Source organism: Synechococcus sp. L2F (assembly GCF_024345695.1).
Lineage (GTDB): Bacteria > Cyanobacteriota > Cyanobacteriia > PCC-6307 > Cyanobiaceae > MW101C3.
In genome coordinates this window covers 940,515-958,356 of the sequence record NZ_JAGQBP010000001.1, presented here as the reverse complement: position 1 = coordinate 958,356, position 17,842 = coordinate 940,515, and the positions used below count along the sequence as shown (strand labels likewise).

Below are 17,842 nucleotides of genomic sequence, written 5' to 3'. Positions count from 1 at the left end.
GATCAGGCATGCAGCAAGGGAGGAACGCGTAGCTGCACGGCCCTGCGCGCCTCTGAGAAATCAAAGCGCATCAGCTCAGCGGCCATGCGCTCAAAGCCCGCCGATCCCAGGGTCGTGATCAGGGCCTCGCGGTGCTGGCTGATGAATTCCAGGGCTTCCCCGTCAAAGGCGGCCAGCAGAGTATCGAGCTTGCCCAGCAGGTGCTGCTGCTCCAGGCTCAGCACTGCTGTTCCCGGCCCTTCCTGTGAGGGGGCGGTGCCCTCCGCCGGCTCCATCGCGAAGGCCGCGCGGATGCACGCCATGGTGAGCTGCAGCTGAACCTCAAAGGTCTGCCTGGTGTGGCTGTGGCAGAGCTGCTGGTTGAGTTCGAGCTCCAGCCGCGTGGCGGCCTCCGCCAGGGAGGTGGCCCCCAGATTGGCGGACACCCCTCTGAGGGCGTGCACGATCAGTGCCGCCTCCTTCAGATTGTTGGTCTTAAGGGCGGCCTCCAGCCGTTGGGCCGCATCCGCCTGGGTGTGCACCAGGCTCTGCAGCAGCTGACAGTAAAGAGCGCGGTTGCCAGCCACCCGCCTGAGCGCTCCGGGCAGATCAAAGCCTTCCAGGGCCAGTCCATTCAGCTCCGAACCTCCCTGCTCCGCACCATTAAGCTCCGAGCGATCCAGTCCCGGATTCTGCGGCGGTGATTCTTCATCGGCTGGCGCGGGCTGGGGGATGGCCGGCTGGGCAGAGGCTGGAGCTGGTTCGTCTGGGCCCTGACAGTGGCGGCCGCTCCAGTGGTGCAGCCGTTCGTAGAGGTGGTCCGGATCGATCGGTTTGGTGATGAGGTCCTGCATGCCGATGCGCATGCAACGGTCGCGCTCCGGCTGCATGGCGTGGGCGGTCATGGCGAGCACGGGCAGCTGCTGCCAGCGGGCATCGGCACGGAGGCGACGGGTGCATTCCCAGCCATCCATTTCGGGCATGTTGAGATCCATCAGCACCAGGTCGCAGGGGGGCAGCGGCTGCTGCTCCAGCCAGGCGAGAGCCTCCACGCCATTGCGGGCCGTGCTCACCTGCACGCCGGCGATGGTGAGCAACTCTGCGGCGATCTGCTGATTGATCGGATTGTCTTCCACCACCAGCATCTTCAGGCCCTGCAGGCCCCACGCCAGCTCCTGGCCCTGTGTGTAGGCGGCCGCCGCCGCCGATCCCGCGCTGTCGCCGCCGCCGAACATGGCAGTGAGATGGTCCATCAGCTCAGAGGAGCGGACCGGCTTGCACAGGATTCCATCCAGCAGCCCCGGAGGGGTGAGCTGGCAGGTGTCTTCGCCGCCGTAAGCCGTGATCAGCAAGATCCTCGGCTGCTGGATCACCGGGTTGGCGCGGATGTCTGCGGCCACCTGCAGGCCATCCAGCTGATCGCCGAGTTGCCAATCCAGCAGGACCAGGCCATAGGGCTGCTGGTGGGCGTTGGCTTGATGCACCATGGCCAGGGCTTCGGCGCCGCTGCCAGTGGCATCACAGCGCAGGGGGAGCTGGTGCAGCAGTTGCGTGATCACCTCGCGGGCTACGGGGTTGTCATCCACCACCAGCACGCGCACCTGGCCCAGGGCCTCCGGCAACGCCCGCGGGGTGGCGCAAGCACCGAGGTGAAAACGGCAGCGGGCAGTGAAACAGGACCCCTCACCAGGCACGCTGCTCACCGTGATGGAGCCGTCCATCAGCTCCAGCAACCGCTGGCAGATGCTCAGGCCCAGGCCGGTGCCGCCGTACCGGCGCGTGGTGGACAGCTCTGCCTGGGTGAAGGCCTGGAACAGGTTGCCCATCTGGGCTTCGGTCATGCCGATGCCGGTGTCCTGCACGCGGAACACCAGCTCCACCTCCACCTGCTGAGGTTGCTGCTCGCCGACGCTCACCTGCAGCTGGATCTGGCCCTGCTCGGTGAACTTGGCGGCATTGGAGAGCAGGTTGAGCAGCACCTGGGTGAGGCGCAGCGGATCGCCGTTGAGGCAGGTGGGCACGTCGTCGTCGACGCGGAAGAGGAGTTCAACGCCCTTGGCGAAGATCCTGTCGGCGATCAGGGTGGCCACATCGGAGAGCACCGCATCGAGCTGGAAATCGACGGCCTCAAGCGTGAGTTTGCCGGCCTCGATCTTGGAGAAATCAAGGATGTCGTTGATGATCCCCAGCAACCCCTGGCCTGCGTTGCTGATTTTCTGCAGGTAGTCGCGCTGGTGCGGGTTGAGCCCCGTTCGCAGCGCCAGATGCGACAAGCCGATGATCGCGTTCATGGGGGTGCGCAACTCATGGCTCATGCGTGAGAGGAACTCGCTCTTGGCCCTGTTCGCCTCCTCCGCCTCCTGGCGCGCCTGCTCCAGCTGGATTTTCTGGGCGCGCAGGCGGGTGATGTCTTCCCCGGAGCCCAGAAGGGCAATCGGTTGGCCGTCGGCGCCATCGAGCAGGCTCAGGTGCCAACGCATGAAGCGGGTGCCGCGTTGGTTGGTGCAGACGCGGTACTCCAACGCTCCCTCGGGGGGCAGCCTGGAGGCGGCCGCCTCGTTGAGCCAGCGGCGCAGCAACGGCCGATCCGCGGGATCCACCACATCGGTGAGCCAGTTGAGGCCGCTCCAGGAATCGGAGGCGATGCCGATCAGCGCACAGCCGCTGCTGTTGAGCAGGGTGACGCGGCCCTCGAAATCAAGCGCCAGCAGGGTGGTTTGCGCCGTCTGGATGTAAGCGTGCAGTTGCTCCTTGGTTTCGCGCAGGTTGCTGGTGCGCTCCTTGATGCGCAGGGCCAACGCATTGATGGTGCTGGCCAGGGAGGCGATCTCATCGTGGCCGCTCACCACCACTGGGGTGAGGCTGGCTTCATCGGCAGGATCGAACCCCTGAATCGCCTGGTGCAGCTTCTGGATCGGGCCCGCCAGGCGCCGGCCGAGCCCCACGCCGGCCATCGTCACCAGGATGGCGGTGGCCGCCAGGACCATCAGCAACTGCTGGGTGAGCAACTGGCTGTCGAGCCGTGGTTCTTCCTCGGGGATGGTGACGAGCACTGCCACATCGCTCTGCGGGATCTGCCGCCAGGCACCGAGCTTCAATGTGCCGCTGCCGGTGCGCAGGTAGCCGGCCCCGCCGTTGCCCAGTTGGCGCTCCGAAAACGTCAGACCACCGCTCAAAGTCGGTCGGTAGTTCAGGGCCTCGGAGTCCTCGGTGGCCAGCCCCATCGGCACGGAGAGGAACTGCCACCCGTCGCCCCGGCGTTGTTCGATCACCAGATGCGCCTCAGCGCCGTGACTCAGTCGCTCATAACGCCTGTTGATCACCTCGCGGAAGGACGCCACCTCCAACCGCCCCACCAGCAACAGATTCTGATTGGCGCGGTCCTTCAGCGGCACGGCCATCCAGGTGGCTGTTCCCTCCGTGCAGGGATCGTGCTTGAAGGGAAGCACCGTCAGGTGGCTCCAGGTGCCCATTGCTTCCACCACCTTGTTGAAGCCGCAGTCGCGCAGGAGCCGGTCCGCTGGGGATTCGCCGATCAGGGCGAGATCCACCGCTGCGCCGATGACCTGGCCTGAGCGGCGATCGATCAGCAACAGTTCATCAAAACCGAGCCGTGCAGACTGCTGTGCCAAATTCCGCTGGAGCGTGGCGGGCTGCCTATGGAGTTCCATGGCCATCTCATCAAGCTTGAGGCCCTTGCTGGTGAGCATGGCCTGCAACTGCTCCACCTTGCCGTTGGCCATCTGCTCGATGGAATCCAGATGGTGGCTGAGGATGCGCTCCCGGTAGGCGTTGAGCGCTACCACCTGGGAGAACACCATCGGGGTGAGACCCACACCAAGCAGCAGCACGGTGAGCCGGCTGGAGAGCGTAAGGGCGCCTAACCGCTCACGCCAGGTCTGGATGGTGGGGTCCGGGCGTGTCATTTCAGGGCGAGATCGAGCGGCTTCGTGCTCACCCTCGGCAGGGGCACGCGGCCACGAATCAAACCCAGCTGCTTCTGCACGGCGAGGACGCCGGCGAGGTTGCGTTCGAGCTTACCGCCAGGCAACAGCATGGGCCGCTGCTCCAACAGTGAGCGATAGAGCAGGCCTTTTTCCGTTTGCCTGAACATCTCCACGCTCACATTATCCCGACTGGCCATGATGTCCTTCGCTTCTGGATCGCGAGCCGCCAGGTCGTGGGCCTGCTGCCACACCCGCACCAGGCGCCCCAGCACATGCTGGTTGTTGCGGTAGTACTGCGGATCCACCACCAGCACATCAAAAATCTCGCCGGGAATCTCCGCACTGGAGAAGGCCGTCACCGCCTCACCACTGGCCAGCACCGCATCGCTGAAGGGAGGAAAGAAGGCCGCCCCATCGATCTGCCCGTTCACCAGACGGCGCCCCATGTCGGCCAGGGGCACGGCCACGATGCGCACATCCGCCAGGCTCATGCCATGACGGGCCAACGCCCTGCTCAGCACAAACGGGCCCAGGGTGCTGGGGGTGACGGCCACGCGTTTGCCCCGCAGGGCAGGGATCGTGCCGAGTGAGCGGCGCACCGCCACCTTGTCAGCGCCGTTGGATTCATCGAGGATCAGCACTACCACCGGGCAGCGTTTCGGCTGGCGGCTGCAGATGTCCACAGCTTCCACTGTGGTGAGCTGCGCGATGGGGAAGCGGCCCTCTTCAAAGGCCTTGACGATGTCCTGGGGATCAGGGAAGCCCAGGGTGTTGATCTCGAGCCCCGCTTTCTGATCCAGCTGCTTCACATGGGCAAGGTGGAAATACTCAAACCCGGGCCAACTGGCGATTGGAATCGTGACCACCTCGGGCTTCTGGCAGCCCATCACAACGAGCGCAAAGGCTGCCAGTGCCGCGAGCGCTCGACGCTGGACCATGAGTGCAGCCAGAGGATGAATTGAACCTATGCGGTCGCGGCCTCAGAGATTGTTCAACCGCTGTGCAAACGGTTCACGGCCGGCGGCCATTCGCCCAGCTCCCATAGGCTCAGTCGCAGTGTGCGCTTCCCCGATGGCTCCCGACTCCTTCCAGTACGAGCCGCTCGAGCGCTTCGGCGAGGGGCTCACCACCCGCCGGCCCTGGAACACGGCGGCCCTGGCCGGGGTGGAACTGCTCAATGGCCGCGTGGCCATGCTCGGCTTCGCGGCGGCCCTGATCGGTGAGGCGATCACCGGCCTAGGGCCCGCCGGCCAGTTGCTGGCGCTGCTGCGCTGGTATCTGCGCTGAGGCGCGTCAGCCGTCCTGGCGCACCCGCTTCACGGCCAGGCCCGCCTCGGTGGCGGTGACCCCAGCCAGCAGCACCAGGCCCAGCAGCCCCACCAGCTGGTTCTGAGCTTCTGCAGCCGCCTCGGCGTCCTGCGCCAGTACGGCCCCGGCCACGAACCAGGCGGTGGCCAGCGCTGAGGTGATCCAGTAGGCCTTCCAGCGGCGCTGGTAGAGGTAGCCGGCGCCCAGCCCCGGCACCACATTCAGCACCACCGCCACCCAGCCGGCGGAGGCGGCCAGGATCTGCTCACGGGTGGGGGCCATGGGAGGGGAAGTGAATGAACCCACTCTGGCGCTTGTGGAGGGGAGTGGGGATGAGGAGGTGATGGGAGTGGTGCAGTCGGGCGGGGTTCGGCGGACAGGGTTGCGACACTTTCAGCCAGAAGGATCTCCTGGTGATGCGCAAGCCCTGCTTTGCGACTTCGCTTTGGATCCTGCTGCTGTGATTGCCAGCTATAGGGAAAAATGTCTGGTGATCCGTTGCTTTGCTTGAATCGGTTGGCTGGATTGGTGATGCTGGCCAGGGCTTTTGAAGAGCAGTGCAGAAAGCGCCTCGCTGGACCTGGGGCTCCTATTCATGGCAAATAGGTACTCGCACGACTAACTCGACGGCTTTCCTTTCTTCGGCTTTGGCTCAGGTATCACCTTCCACCAGACCGATACGCCTACTTTGCGGCGCTCCAGCATGAAGCCAGGGCGAGGGCTATGGCTGGTGCTCCAGCTGGAAACAGTGCTGCGAGATAGGCCGAGCAGGTGAGCCAGTTCATCGCTGGTGATCCAGGCTCCCAGCTTGGCCGCTTCAGCTAAGCCACGGGCGACCGCCAGGGGATTCGACCTGGGCGCCGGCTGTATGGCTGCCACCAAGGCGGCTAGGGCCAGGATGCTTTCGCTGCCAGCTGTTGCTGGCGGCAACGTTAGGGCTTTACGCTGATCCTTGGTGCCGGTTGATGGCCTCACTGACAGGGCCTCAATGCTCACACTGGTGGTAGCTGCTGGCTGCGCTGAGGCCAAGAAATTGGAGAGGGTGCAGCCCTTCCTCTGCAAGTGCTGGTGCAGCTGATCGCCCAGGGGGATGAGATCACCGGGCCAGACCGTACGTGTGCTCGATTCTCTGATCAGATCGACCCCCAAGGCGGAAGCACGGGATTTGACGGCCTTTCGGCTAATCCCCCAGCGGCTGCAGCAGTCGTCGAGAGGGAGATCAACACTGGCTTCGCTTGTCACTGATGGCACCAGCTGACATTATTGATCGCTCCATCATGCCGGTCGGCGGGAGGTTCGCCATCGACCGGGGATCTGTTCGGCGCTTGCTGCAAAGGACGAGCAGCCAGCTGGACGTCACTGCATGGATTCGATCAGCAAGTAGGAGCAATCGTCCAACCAAGCGGCAGTTGCACAGGCAGAAGAGGAAAGCACTCTATGCGGAGCAGGCAACTGCCTGATTGACGAGAACGGGCATGAGGCGCCATCGCACAGGCTTGATCTGGGCAGCCATTGTTTGGGACTGCAGCGATCAAGCTGACCTCGGCTAGCCGAAATGAATTGAACCCGTCAACCGAGATGGGCGTTCGTTCCCGTTCAGCGGGGGACGGGACAGCCCTTGGGACCTAACTCTTCGGCAAGATGCTGCTTGGCTGATTCCATGGCGGCACTGGGGATATCGGATCTTTGCTTGAAAATCTCGGTTAACCAATCAGTGGCGTCGTTGCGGGAGAGCAAGCCGATATCCAACAGCGCACATACCGTGACGCCGCTTCCGACAAGAAAGCCATACCAGTAACTTTGCTTGTCCCGAATGTCGGCGCGAACATGCAGTGGCAGCAACATGCTCGATGTCGCGACTAGGCTGATCGTTACTCGCTTTAGGTTTCTGGTCAGGTTGGCTGAGTCCAAGGCGACCTAAAATCATCTGCTCTTTGGCTGTCAGAGTAGGCGGCTGGATTCTGCAGTTGCCACCTGCCCCGCCAGCGACCAGGCTGTACCACTGAGGTGCCAAGATTTAGAACTTGTCTGTCGGATGTAGCGCCTCACACCACGCCTGCCATCCTTCTGTGGGTTGCAGCACAAAGGCGCAACTGTCCAGCCTTTCACCGATCTGATGGCAGCGCCGGCAGCGGGCGTTCCAGCCGGTTGGGGATGCCCTTCACGCCACCGGGCAGGGTTTTGCGGGAACGGGGGCCGCTCCAGGAGGCGAGGTAGATCCGCGCCTCGTCGCCCAGTTGGCGCAGGTCAGAGAAGTTGGCATTGATCACCTGGGCCCCCGAGCCTTCGCCCGTCTCCAGGTTCAGGGCCCATTGGCCGTCGGTGGGGGTGGCGCTGGCCGGCTGGCCGAAGAAGAAGCGGGTGCCCTCCACCTTTGCGCCGTCAAGATTGGCGCCGCACAGATTGGTGCCGGCCAGATTCGCCTCGCTCAGATCGCAGTTGCTCAGGTTGGTGCCGCGCAGGTCGGCGCCGTTGAAATCAATGCCGCGCAGGTCGGTGTCGGAGAGGTCCACGCCCCGCAGCACCTGGTGCAGGTTGATCACCGGCACTCCCGCGAGCCGGTCTTCCTCGTAGTTGCCTTCGCCATCGAGGATGGCCCGGCCGAGGCGGTGGTCGCGGCGCAGGGGGGTGAGCAGGCGGGCGTGGGAGAGGAAGCGCAGGATGCGGGCCTTGCCCTGGCTTTCGATGCTGCCAAGCACCGCCGCCAGCCGCCCCTCCGCCAGCATCCGCTCCAACGGCCAGTCCTCCAGGAGTCCGTCTTCATCGCTGATCAGCTCGGAGATGCCCTGGATGAAGCTGTCGATCGTCTGCCCCTGGGTGATCCGGTTCTGCTGGGTGGTGAGCCGTTGATCCACCTGGAACTGGCGCCAGGCGATCACCAGGGCCACGAACGCCACCAGGATCTGCCCGAAGGCGCCGATCACCCCCTCCCCGATGGCGCCGATCGCCTCCCAGTCACCGCTGCGGTAGACCCGCACCAAAGGATCCCACCAGCCAAGCAGCACCGACAGCACCACCAGCGCCAGCACCAGCGTCAGCAGCGCCACGGTCTGAACCGTGGCCTCGTCGTCGAGGCGTGTGCGCAGCTGGCTCCATAGAGGAGGCGCCAATCGCACCAGCGCCAACACCAGGCTCAACAGCGCCGCCGCCAGGGCCAGCCAGGAGAAGCCCAGCACCAGGGCCAGCAGGGTGATCCCCGCGGCGATCAGCAGCTGCAACGCCGGCAGATCTCTTACGCCCGCCCAGAAGGCATGGCTGTGGAAGGGCATCGCTGGGCGTTCATCAGCCGGCGGGGTCATCGGATCAGGCCGACTGGAAGTAGAAGCCGGCCGCCAGGATCAGGTAGGCCGCCAGCAGCAGCACGCCTTCCAGCCAGTCGGAGCGGCCATCGATGGTTACCAGGTTGCTCACCACCACCGCCGTGATCACCGCCACCAACTCGTAGACATCAAAGCTCAGGGGCAGGGGGTGGCCCAGCAGGGGACCGATCAGCACCAGCGCCGGCACCACCAGCAGCGCCACCAGCAACGTGGAGCCCAGCGCCACCGACACCGACAGGTCCATCTTGTTCTTGCGGGCCATCGAAACGGCCGTGAGGTATTCGGCCGTGCCCCCCAGCAGCGGCAGCAGCACCACCCCCGTGAACAGGGCCGAGAGGCCGAAGCCTTCGGTCACGGTCTCGATCACGCCCACGAACAACTCCGACTCGTAGGCCAGGGCGAGGGTGGCCGCCACCAGCACCGTGAGCCACAGCCAGGGGTTCGGGGCGTGGGCCTGGTCTTCGCCCAGATCCGCCTCCGCCACCTCATACAGGTGCCGGTGGGTTCGCAGCGAGAACAGCAGGGTGAGGGCGTACACGCCCAGCAGCACCCAGGCCACGAAGGCCCCGAAGGATTCGGTGCTCTCCGCCTCCTGGCCGCCCGAGAGCACCGCCAGGCTTGGAATCAGGATTGCCAGCACCGCCAGGGTCATGGCGGAGCCGTTCACCCGGGCCACCACCGGCTTGAACTCCTGCTCCTGGCGGCCGATGCCCCCCACCAGCATCGAGAGGCCCAGCGCCAGCAGCAGGTTGGCCATCACCGTGCCGGTGATGCTGGCCTTGACGATGTCCACCAGGCCGGCCTTGAGCGCCACCAGGGCAATGATCAGCTCGGTGGCGTTGCCGAAGACGGCATTGAGCAGGGCCCCGATCGAGGGGCCGAACACCAGCGAGAGCTCTTCGGTGGCGGTGCTCAGCCAGATAGCCAGGGGCAGAATCGCCACCGCCGAGGTGACGAACACCGCCAGGTCACCCCAGTGCAGCGCTTCCGCCGCGATCGAGACCGGCACCATCGCCAGCAACCCGATCGAGGCAACCCGGCGGATGGTCATGGGGACAGCGCTCAAGCGGGCAGACAGAAGTTAGGTGGAGGTTGGTGCTGCCGCACTCCAGGCCTGGGTGCGCTCACCCAGGCACTGCGCAGCGATGCGCTTCCCGCCTGCGCCGGTTCAGGCCATGGCCACCAGGGGGCGAGCCTCCTGGTGGCGCTCCCCTGAGGCGGCAGCCGCCTTGCGCAGTTGCTCGCAGAGCCGATCCGGATCGGCGATGGCCTGGATGCCCCGGCCGGCGGTGGCCAGCAGCTGGGGGTTGGCGCAGAGGTTTTCGAGCATCTCGGCCAGGAAGATGTCCGGGTTCTGCACCAGCCCCGCCGCGATGCGCCCGCAGTGGCCGCCGATGCTCCAGCGGATCACACCTGCCGGATCGGTGACCAGCACCGCCGGGCGGTGCGCCAGCCGCTCCTTGATGCGCTCGGGATCACGGCTGAAGAAGAAGGCCTCCGCCTCCTGCGACGTGCAGCGGATCAAGGCGGCGGCCTCCGCCAGCGGCTGGAAGCGCCGCAGCACCTCCGCCGTGGGCCCCGCTTCAGGGGGCAGACCCCAGTGCTCCGCCTGCCAGTTCACATCCAGCGCCACCAGCACGCTGCTGGGTGCCGTGCGGTTGAGCACCATCTGCAGCACCTGGTGCTGGCTGGCGCCGAGCAGGGCGTCGCTGGTGATCAGCAGCCAGAACGATTCGTTGATCTCCGGCAGCATCGCTTCGGTGAGGCCAGCCGGCGTGTGGCCGCCCAGGCCGGGAGCGTCCTGGTCGCGGGTGTCTGCGTTGCCAGCGTCTTCGTCTTCGTTGCGGGCCTGTGGGGTGTGGGCCGCTGCGGCTTTGGCGTCTGCGGTGGGGGTCTCCTCTGCGTCATGGAGCGCCTGGGAGAAGGCCACCACTTCGGTGTGGGCGTGAGGACGTCGGGGTGTGGTGAGGGTCATGGCTGGGTGTGGGTGAAGTGAGGGGACTGTGTTCGTGTTGTTGGCTGTTGGCTGTGCGCCGGGGTCAGTCGTTCTTGCTGGCGAAGCGATGGAAGCGATCAGCCAGGTCGTGAAAGAAGGCATCGCTTTGCTGCAGCAGCGCGTCCCAGTTCTCCTGGCTGCTCTGCTGCAGTTGCTCCAGCTGGGCCGTGGCCTGGTTGCGGGCGTTGCTGAGATCGTCGAGGCGTTGCCGGGTGGTGCTGCGCATGGAGTCGGCCAGGCCGCTCAGGCCCTCCTGCAGCTGCTCGATCTGCGCCGACCAGGCCTCGATCTGCACGCGTTTCTTGTTCAGAACCGCTTCTTTGAGTTGAGCATTGGCACGGTCCTGGTCGTTGCGGCTGTCGTTGCTGATCGGTGCCTTGTTCAACTGTGCGTTGTTCATCGGTGCGTTGGTGGTCGTCATGGTGCATGTCTCCGTGATGGCAACATCGAACGCGCTGCTCCGCTGGCTGCACCCGAAGTGCTGCGGCTTGGCGGAATCGGAGGGGAGATCCTTTCCGCCGTTCAGTGACACCGGCCCCTGTGGGGCTCGGCGCATGAGGGGCGCAACAGGGCGGGGCCGTTGGTTCAGATGCTCAGGCGATGGTTGTCAGACCATTCGGCGAGCACGGAACTGATGAAAGGGAACGAAGCCTTTGAAACGGCGGAAGCGCTTGGCGCGCTCGTTACCTTCAACCTATTCGTTGTGGCTGAGACGTCAACATCTCGCTGCTGCGCTGCCGCGCGCGTTTGCCATCGTGGTGCTGTTCAGCTGCACCCCACGCCTGCGCGCCCCGCCGATGCCCCTTCCCCGCCAACCGATCCTGCTGCTCGGCGGCTTTCTGATCAGCGCCGAGGCCTATGCGCCGATGGTGGCCCGGTTGCAGCAGCTGAGCGGTCAGCCCGTGCAGCTGGTGGCGGTGGGCAAGCCCGAATGGCTGCTGACCGTGTTCGCCTTCGCCTGGGCGCGCATCCTCGATCGGGTCGCCGCCGCCGCTGCGGAGCTGGCGCAGCAATCCCCCACCGGCAGGGTCACCCTGATCGGCCACAGCTCCGGCGGCATCATGCTGCGGCTCTTCCTCGATCACGCCCCCTTCCAGGGCCGCTCCTACGACGGCAAGGCCCTTGCTGACACGCTCGTGATGCTGGGCAGTCCCCACACCGCCCTCAAGGCCACGGTGCTGCGTGAGCTGGTGCAGCAGCGCCTGCCCGGTTCGCCCTTCGCCGATCGGGTGCAGTACGTGTCGGTTGCGGGGGATCTGGATCTGGCCACCGCCAGCCCGCTGGCCCAGCGCCTGGCCCCCACCGCTTACCGCAACAGCACCGGTGATGCCGCCGATCGCGGCGACGGTCTGGTGCCGGTGGCCTCCGCCCTGCTGGCCGGCTCCACCCCGCTGGTGCTGGCGGGCGTGGCCCATGGCGGTGCCTTCGGGCCGTGCTGGTACGGCAGCCCGGAGGTGGTGGAGCGCTGGTGGGAGCTGGCTCAGCCCGCCGCCTCCAGCAGCTCCGCCAGCGGCACGAAGCTGTAGCCGCGCCGGCGCAGCGCCGGAACGATCCAGCGCAGGCTGGCCTGGGTGCGCGGGCTCAGCTCCGGTGTGTCGTGCAGCACCAGGATGCCGCCGGGGTGGACGTTGAGCCGTACGAAGGCCTGCACGAACCACAGCGGTGGCTGGTAGGTGTCCCAGGGAAAGATCGAGCCCAGCACCAGCCGGTAGCCGCGTTCCGCCAGCCAGCCCAGCATCGCCGCGTGGAACCAACCCCGCCCCGGGCGGCACCAGCGCCAGCGCAGCGTCTGCGGCGCCGCAGCCCGCTCCACCGCCGCTTCGGTGTCACCCAGCTGGCCCAGGAACGTCGCCTGATCAAGACCGGCGGAGCGCACATCGCGCCAGAGGTGGTTGCCGATGGCATGCCCCTGCTCCAGGGCCCGACGGGGAAAGTGCGGGTCGTTGGGCAGATGGGAGCCGATCAGGAAAAAGGTGGCCGGCACCTCCAGCTCCCGCAGCAGCTCCAGCAGCGCCTGTGAGCCGGCGCCACTGGGCCCGTCATCGATCGTGAGCGCCAGCCGCCGCTGCCGGCCCCCGCCACAGAACACCACCGCCGGATTGAGCGGCGCCAGCAGCGTGCGGATCACCAGCGACGGCAGCAGCACGATCACGGCCAGCGCGATCAGGGCCAGCGCAATGAGAGCCAGGATCAACGGCCGCTCAACCAAACCCGGTTCCGCCCGAGCGCCGCTGACGTGGTCTGCCGGGCAGGGTCACCGGCCACAGCCACCAGCGGCCCTGGTCGCCGCCGGCCGCCAGGTGCCGGCCGTCGGGTCGCCAGGCCAGCGCCTGGAAGCCCTGGCCTTCCCCTTCCAGCGCCTGCAGCAGGCGGCCGCGGCCATCCCAGAGGCCCACGCTGCCATCGGCGGAGGCACTGGCCAGCAGGCGGCTGCCGGGCGCGAAGGCCAGGGCCGTGACGCGTTGCTGATGCCACAGCAGCGGTTCGGGCTGCCAGCCCTGTTCGCTGCGGTCGCGCTGCTCCCACAGCACCACGTGGTCGGCGGCGGCCACCGCCAGCGCAGGTGCCAGCTTCCCGGGCTGATCGCTCCAGGCCAGTGCGCGCACCTTGGCCGGGAAGCCGCTGAACTGCCACGGCCGCCCCTCGCCTGCCTCGGGCCAGAGCAGCAGGGAGCGGTCCATCTGGCCGCAGGCCAGCAGCTCGCCCACCGGCGAGAAGGCCAGGGACAGCCCCACCGATTCGGTGGGGGCGCGCCGGGGAGCCGGTGTGGCCGGATCGAGCGGTTGCCACAGCGCCAGCTCGCCGTGGCAGCTGGCCGCCAGCCGCCTGCCGTCGGCGCTCCAGGCCAGGCACTGGGCGGTGCCGGGCAGCTCGAGGCTGTCGGGGCGCCACTGGCGCAGCGCCCCATCCCAGAGCCGTACCCGGCGGCCGGCGGCCACTGCCAGCAGCAGCCCCCTGGGCTGCCAGGCCGCCGCATCCAGCCAGCCGGCGCCGAGCGGCTGCGGCGCGAAGGCGATCGGCCGCACCCCGGAGCCGCCCAGTTCCCACAGCAACAGCTCGCCGGCCTGGCCCACCGCCACCAGGAACTGCCCGTCGGCGCTGAAGCCGATCGCATCGAGGCTGGTGTCGCTCAGGCCCTGCAGCAGCTCTTCGCAGCCGGCGCGGAAATCAAGCAGCAGCAGTTCGCCGCCGGCCGTGGCGATCGCCAGAAACTCGCCATCCGCCGACCAGCTCAGCGCCGTGATCGCCTGCTGCAGCTCCCCGCAGAGCCGCTCCCGCACCAGGGGCTGCGTTGAGGTCATGGCGCTAGACCGCTCAGGCCACGCAGGCGGTGAAGCCCGCCCGCAGGCCCTCGGCATCGAGATCGCGGCCGATGATCACGAATTCGGTGCAGCGCCGCTCGCCTTCTTTCCAGGGGCGATCGAAATCGCCATCCAGCAGCATGTGCACCGCCTGGAACACATAGCGCTCATCCTTGCCTTCCAGCTGGATGATCCCCTTCATCCGGAACAGATCCGGCCCCCGCTCGGCCACCAGATCCGACAGCCAGGTGCCCAGCTTGTCGAGATCCATCGGCCGCTCTTCTACGAACGCCACCGAGCCCACGGCGTCGTCGTGCTCGTGGGCATGCTCCTCGGCCAGGAAGCCGGGATCGAGGCTCAGGGCCCGCTCCAGCTCGAACGCCCCCACGCCGAGAAGCTGATCGATCGGGGCATCGGCGTTGCGGGTGGTGAGCAGCCGCGCCATCGGGTTGATCGCCCGCACCCGTTGCTCGATCGCCTGGCGTTCGCCCTCCTCCACCAGATCCGCCTTGTTGAGCAGCAGCACATCGGCGAAGGCCAGCTGTTCCTGCACCTCCTCCGCCTCCCAGTGCTGCTGCACGTGCACCAGATCCACCAGGGTGATCACCGCATCCAGCCGCAGCTCATCCCGCAGCTCTTCATCCACGAAGAAGGTCTGGATGACAGGGGCGGGATCGGCCAGGCCGGTGGTTTCGATCACCAGGTGATCGAAGCGATCCCGCCGTTTCATCAGATTGCCGATGATGCGGATCAGATCGCCACGCACGGTGCAGCAGATGCACCCATTGTTCATCTCGAAGATCTCTTCGTCGGCATCGATCACGAGCTGATTGTCGATGCCCACCTCATCGAATTCGTTCACGATCACCGCCACCTTGAGGCCGTGTTCGTGGGTGAGGATCCGGTTCAGCAGGGTGGTTTTGCCGGCACCGAGATAACCGGTGAGCACGGTCACCGGCAGGCGATCGGCGGCTGGAACGGCGCTGGTGAAGGCCATGGCGAGGGCGGGGGCGCGGCGGGTACCGCAGAGTCCCCATCGGAGTGAGAATCGTTGTCGTTCTAGCAGCGGTGCTGCCGGCTGGGTGGGGATGGCTGACCTGGTGATCGCCGGCGGCGGGCCGCAGGCCCTGCGGCGCTGCGGCAGGGCCGCTGAACCAGCGCCCTTGGCACACCCGCCATCCGCACAACTCAGAGCGCCTTCCCGTTCAGCAGGTGGGGCGCGAGCATCAGCATCAGGCTGCGGCTCTCCAGCGGCGCGCCGTCGTGCATCCAGCGGCTGGGCTCATGGGGAATGTCCTGACCGGCCGGCAGGGCCGTGTCGATCACCCGCAGCCAGCCTTCCGGCGCCGTGGGCAGCTCGAAGTGCATGGGCTTGCTGTAGGCGTTCATCCCGCACCAGAGCAGGGGGCCGTGGGCGTGGTCGTGCAGGCTCCAGGCCAGCGTGTGCGACCAGCTGGCCCAGTCGGGTTGCTGCAGTGCCACGCCGTGCCACTCCCGCCACAGGTGATCGCCGGGCACGCCGGCCCCCTGGGCCCCTTCGGCGTAGGGGGTTTCCGGGTTCAGCAGGCTGAACAGATGGGTGCGCAGGTGCACCAGCCGTTGCAGGAAGAGCCTGAGGCCGAGGTCTTCGCCATCGGGGCGCCAGTTCATCCAGCCGAGTGGATTGTTCTGGCACCAGGTGTTGTTGTTGCCCCCCTGGCTGCGGCGCACTTCATCGCCCATCAGCAGCATCGGCACGCCCGGGGCCAGCAGCAGGGTGGCGAGCAGGTTGCGCAGCTGGCGGTTGCGCAGATCGTTCACCCCGTGGTCGGTGGTGGGACCCTCCACGCCGTGGTTCCAGCTGTTGTTGTGGTTGTCGCCGTCGCGGTTGTCTTCGCCGTTGGCGAGGTTGTGCTTGCCGTTGTAACTGACCAGATCCGCCAGGGTGAAGCCGTCGTGGGCGGTGATGAAGGTGATGCTGCGCCCCACCGCTGGCGGGCGGCCGCCGTAGAGATCGGGGCTGCCGGACAGGCGCTGGGCCATCGCCCAGCAGCAGCTCTCGTCGCCCTTCCAGAAGCGGCGCACGTCGTCGCGGAAGCGTCCGTTCCAGGTGCCCATGCGCCGCGCCGGGAAATCGTGGAGGCGGTAGAGGCCGCCGCAATCCCACGGCTCGCTCACCATCTTCAGATCGCTCAACCGCGGATCCGCCTCCAGTTCCTCGAACAGGGGCGGCTGGTCGAGCGGCGCCAGGTTCTCGCCGCGTGACAGGGCGATGCCCAGGTCGAAGCGGAAGCCATCGATGCCGAGTTCCAGCGCCCAGCAGCGCAGCGCTTCCATCATCAGCTGCCGCACCAGCGGGCGGTTGGCCGCCACCGTGTTGCCGCAGCCGGTCACATCGAGGTAGTCCCCGTCAGGGTTCTGGTGGTAGTAGAGGCGATCGGCGAAGCCGCGCCAGCTGAGCGTGGGGCCATCCTGGTTGCCTTCGCTGGTGTGGTTCAGCACCACATCGAGCACCACCTCCAGGCCGGCCTGGTGGCAGGCCATCACCAGCGCCCGCACCTGGTTGCGGGCCTGCAGCGGGTCGTCGCCCAGCAGGTAGCCGTGATGGGGGGCCATCCAGCTGATCGGGCTGTAGCCCCAGTAGTTGTGGCGGCCGGGCGGGGCATCCTGCGGGTCGAAGGCCATCACCGGCAGCAGCTCCAGGGTGGTGACCCCGAGGCTCTTGAGATAGGGGATGGTGTCGATCAGGCCCAGCAGGCTGCCGCGCCGCTCCGGTGCCACCGGGCTGCTCTCGCCCTGGCTGAAGCCGGCCACGTGCAGCTCGTACACAACGGTGCGCTGCCAGCTGTGGCGCGGGCGGGGCCCGGCGTTGAAGTCGAACAGGTCGCGTTCCGTGACCACCCCCTTCAGGCAGGAGGCGGTGTTGGGCGCGGTGCCGGTGGCATCGGCGCGGCGGTACCGCGACCAGCCGCTGATCGCCCGCGCGCAGGGATCCAGCAGCACCTTGGAGGGGTTGAAGCCGTGTGCCCCCGGCTGCAGCGGCCCGTAGATGCGATAGCCGTAGCAGCAGCCGACGCCCACCCCCACCACTTCCACGTGCCAGTGATCGCCGGAGCGATGGCGGGCATCGAGCGGAATGATGCGGAAGGGTTCGGGCGCGTCGCCGTCGGCGAAGAGCAGCAGCTCCACCCGGGTGGCCAGCGGTGCCACCACTGAGAAGTTCACTCCTCGCACAGTGACGGCGGCGCCGAGGGGCCAGGGGTGTCCCAGGTGGGTCGAGGACACGGGCTGTGAAGTGCTGCGGTTCAAGCTAGTCGTGTGTTGGCCCTCTGGTGCGGATGTCGGCGTTCTTGCCCGCGGCGTTGGAGGAGGGGCGGCCGCCGCAGCAGGTGCTGCCCGGGCTGTGGGTGTTTCCCCCCAACCGCGACACCCAGGGGGGCACCGCCTGGCTGCTGTCGTTGCCGCAGCGCCCGCCCGTGCTGATCGACTGCCCGGCGCTGACGGCGGCGAACCTGGCCGCGCTGGCGGGGCCGCCGGGTGTGATCGTGCTCACCGGCCGCGTCGGCCACGGCCGCTGCCGCCGCCTGCAGGAGGCGATCGGCTGGCCGGTGCTGGTGCAGGAGCAGGAGGCCTACCTGCTGCCAGGGCTGCCGGAGCTGCGGCCCTTCGGTGCCGCCCACGACCTGGCTGACGACCTGCGGCTGCTGTGGACCCCGGGCCCCTCGCCCGGGGCCTGCGTGCTGCATGCCACCGGAGCCCACGACCTGCTGTTCTGCGGACGGCTGCTGGTGCCCCTCGCTCCCGGACGCCTGGGGCCGCTGCGCACCGCCCACACGTTCCACTGGCCGCGGCAGCAGCGCAGCCTGGAGCGCCTGCAGCACTGGTTGCCGGCGGGGTCGCCCCGCTGGATCGCCACCGGTGCCGGCCTGGGTGCCCTGCGCGGCGAGAAGTTGGTGCCCGGCACCGCTCAAGCGGCACAATGAGGGGTGATCAGGGGCGGAAAATCGGGAA

General features: G+C 67.2%; 16 protein-coding genes. 3 read left to right on the top strand and 13 right to left on the bottom strand.

Translation table 11 applies throughout. From position 1 onward, the window contains the following. Positions 1-2 precede the first annotated feature (2 nt). Entirely contained in the window at positions 3-3,905 is a 3,903-nt protein-coding gene (locus KBZ19_RS04785; protein ID WP_255099981.1) for a response regulator, read from the bottom strand. Further along, entirely contained in the window at positions 3,902-4,864 is a 963-nt protein-coding gene (locus KBZ19_RS04780; RefSeq protein WP_255099980.1) for an ABC transporter substrate-binding protein, read from the bottom strand. The genes KBZ19_RS04785 and KBZ19_RS04780 overlap by 4 nt, the downstream gene beginning before the upstream one ends. A gap of 133 nt (positions 4,865-4,997) precedes the next feature. Between KBZ19_RS04780 and KBZ19_RS04775 the strand changes: the two genes are divergently transcribed. Continuing rightward, on the top strand, positions 4,998-5,213 hold the full coding sequence (locus tag KBZ19_RS04775) for a chlorophyll a/b-binding protein (RefSeq protein ID WP_094510060.1): 216 nt from the start codon (positions 4,998-5,000) through the stop codon (positions 5,211-5,213). Between the two features lie 6 nt (positions 5,214-5,219). Here the strand turns inward: KBZ19_RS04775 and KBZ19_RS04770 are convergent, their stop codons facing one another. The 7 genes from KBZ19_RS04770 to KBZ19_RS04740 all read right to left on the bottom strand — a co-directional run bounded on the left by KBZ19_RS04770 (position 5,220) and on the right by KBZ19_RS04740 (position 10,971). Then, the gene (locus KBZ19_RS04770; RefSeq protein ID WP_255099979.1) at positions 5,220-5,516 is read right to left on the bottom strand and encodes a hypothetical protein; all 297 of its coding nucleotides are present in this window, start codon (positions 5,514-5,516) and stop codon (positions 5,220-5,222) included. 336 nt (positions 5,517-5,852) lie between these two features. Beyond that, on the bottom strand, positions 5,853-6,383 hold the full coding sequence (locus KBZ19_RS04765; RefSeq protein WP_255099978.1) for a hypothetical protein: 531 nt from the start codon (positions 6,381-6,383) through the stop codon (positions 5,853-5,855). Between the two features lie 447 nt (positions 6,384-6,830). Continuing rightward, a complete protein-coding gene (locus tag KBZ19_RS04760; RefSeq protein WP_255099977.1) occupies positions 6,831-7,079 on the bottom strand; it encodes a hypothetical protein in 249 nt (82 codons plus the stop codon). A gap of 260 nt (positions 7,080-7,339) precedes the next feature. Then, a complete protein-coding gene (locus KBZ19_RS04755; protein ID WP_255099976.1) occupies positions 7,340-8,533 on the bottom strand; it encodes a pentapeptide repeat-containing protein in 1,194 nt (397 codons plus the stop codon). A 4-nt stretch (positions 8,534-8,537) separates the two neighbouring features. After that, on the bottom strand, positions 8,538-9,605 hold the full coding sequence (cax, locus tag KBZ19_RS04750) for a calcium/proton exchanger (protein WP_255099975.1): 1,068 nt from the start codon (positions 9,603-9,605) through the stop codon (positions 8,538-8,540). A gap of 117 nt (positions 9,606-9,722) precedes the next feature. Then, entirely contained in the window at positions 9,723-10,529 is an 807-nt protein-coding gene (locus KBZ19_RS04745) for a fructokinase (protein ID WP_255099974.1), read from the bottom strand. Positions 10,530-10,593: 64 nt separating this feature from the next. Next, complete coding sequence (locus KBZ19_RS04740) at positions 10,594-10,971, bottom strand: hypothetical protein (protein WP_255099973.1); 378 nt, start codon at positions 10,969-10,971, stop codon at positions 10,594-10,596. Positions 10,972-11,347: 376 nt separating this feature from the next. On the opposite strand from KBZ19_RS04740, the gene KBZ19_RS04735 reads away from it, so the two are divergent. After that, positions 11,348-12,076 carry a triacylglycerol lipase gene (locus KBZ19_RS04735; RefSeq protein ID WP_255100059.1) on the top strand — a complete coding sequence of 243 codons (729 nt, stop codon included), beginning with the start codon at positions 11,348-11,350 and terminating at the stop codon, positions 12,074-12,076. Here KBZ19_RS04735 and KBZ19_RS04730 read toward each other — a convergent pair. From KBZ19_RS04730 to KBZ19_RS04715, 4 genes are all read right to left on the bottom strand, one after another. Beyond that, positions 12,031-12,744 (bottom strand): polysaccharide deacetylase family protein, encoded by a 714-nt coding sequence (locus tag KBZ19_RS04730; RefSeq protein ID WP_255099971.1) that lies wholly within the window; start codon positions 12,742-12,744, stop codon positions 12,031-12,033. The genes KBZ19_RS04735 and KBZ19_RS04730 overlap by 46 nt on opposite strands. A gap of 7 nt (positions 12,745-12,751) precedes the next feature. Further along, a complete protein-coding gene (locus KBZ19_RS04725) occupies positions 12,752-13,852 on the bottom strand; it encodes a WD40 repeat domain-containing protein (protein WP_255099970.1) in 1,101 nt (366 codons plus the stop codon). 13 nt (positions 13,853-13,865) lie between these two features. Beyond that, positions 13,866-14,849: a GTP-binding protein gene (locus KBZ19_RS04720; RefSeq protein WP_255099969.1), complete on the bottom strand. Its 984-nt coding sequence runs from the start codon at positions 14,847-14,849 to the stop codon at positions 13,866-13,868. A 191-nt stretch (positions 14,850-15,040) separates the two neighbouring features. Next, positions 15,041-17,116, bottom strand: a complete 2,076-nt coding sequence (locus tag KBZ19_RS04715) for a glycogen-debranching protein (protein ID WP_255099967.1) — start codon at positions 17,114-17,116, stop codon at positions 15,041-15,043. A gap of 53 nt (positions 17,117-17,169) precedes the next feature. On the opposite strand from KBZ19_RS04715, the gene KBZ19_RS04710 reads away from it, so the two are divergent. Beyond that, the gene (locus KBZ19_RS04710; RefSeq protein WP_255099966.1) at positions 17,170-17,814 is read left to right on the top strand and encodes an MBL fold metallo-hydrolase; all 645 of its coding nucleotides are present in this window, start codon (positions 17,170-17,172) and stop codon (positions 17,812-17,814) included. The last annotated feature ends 28 nt before the right edge of the window (positions 17,815-17,842 follow it).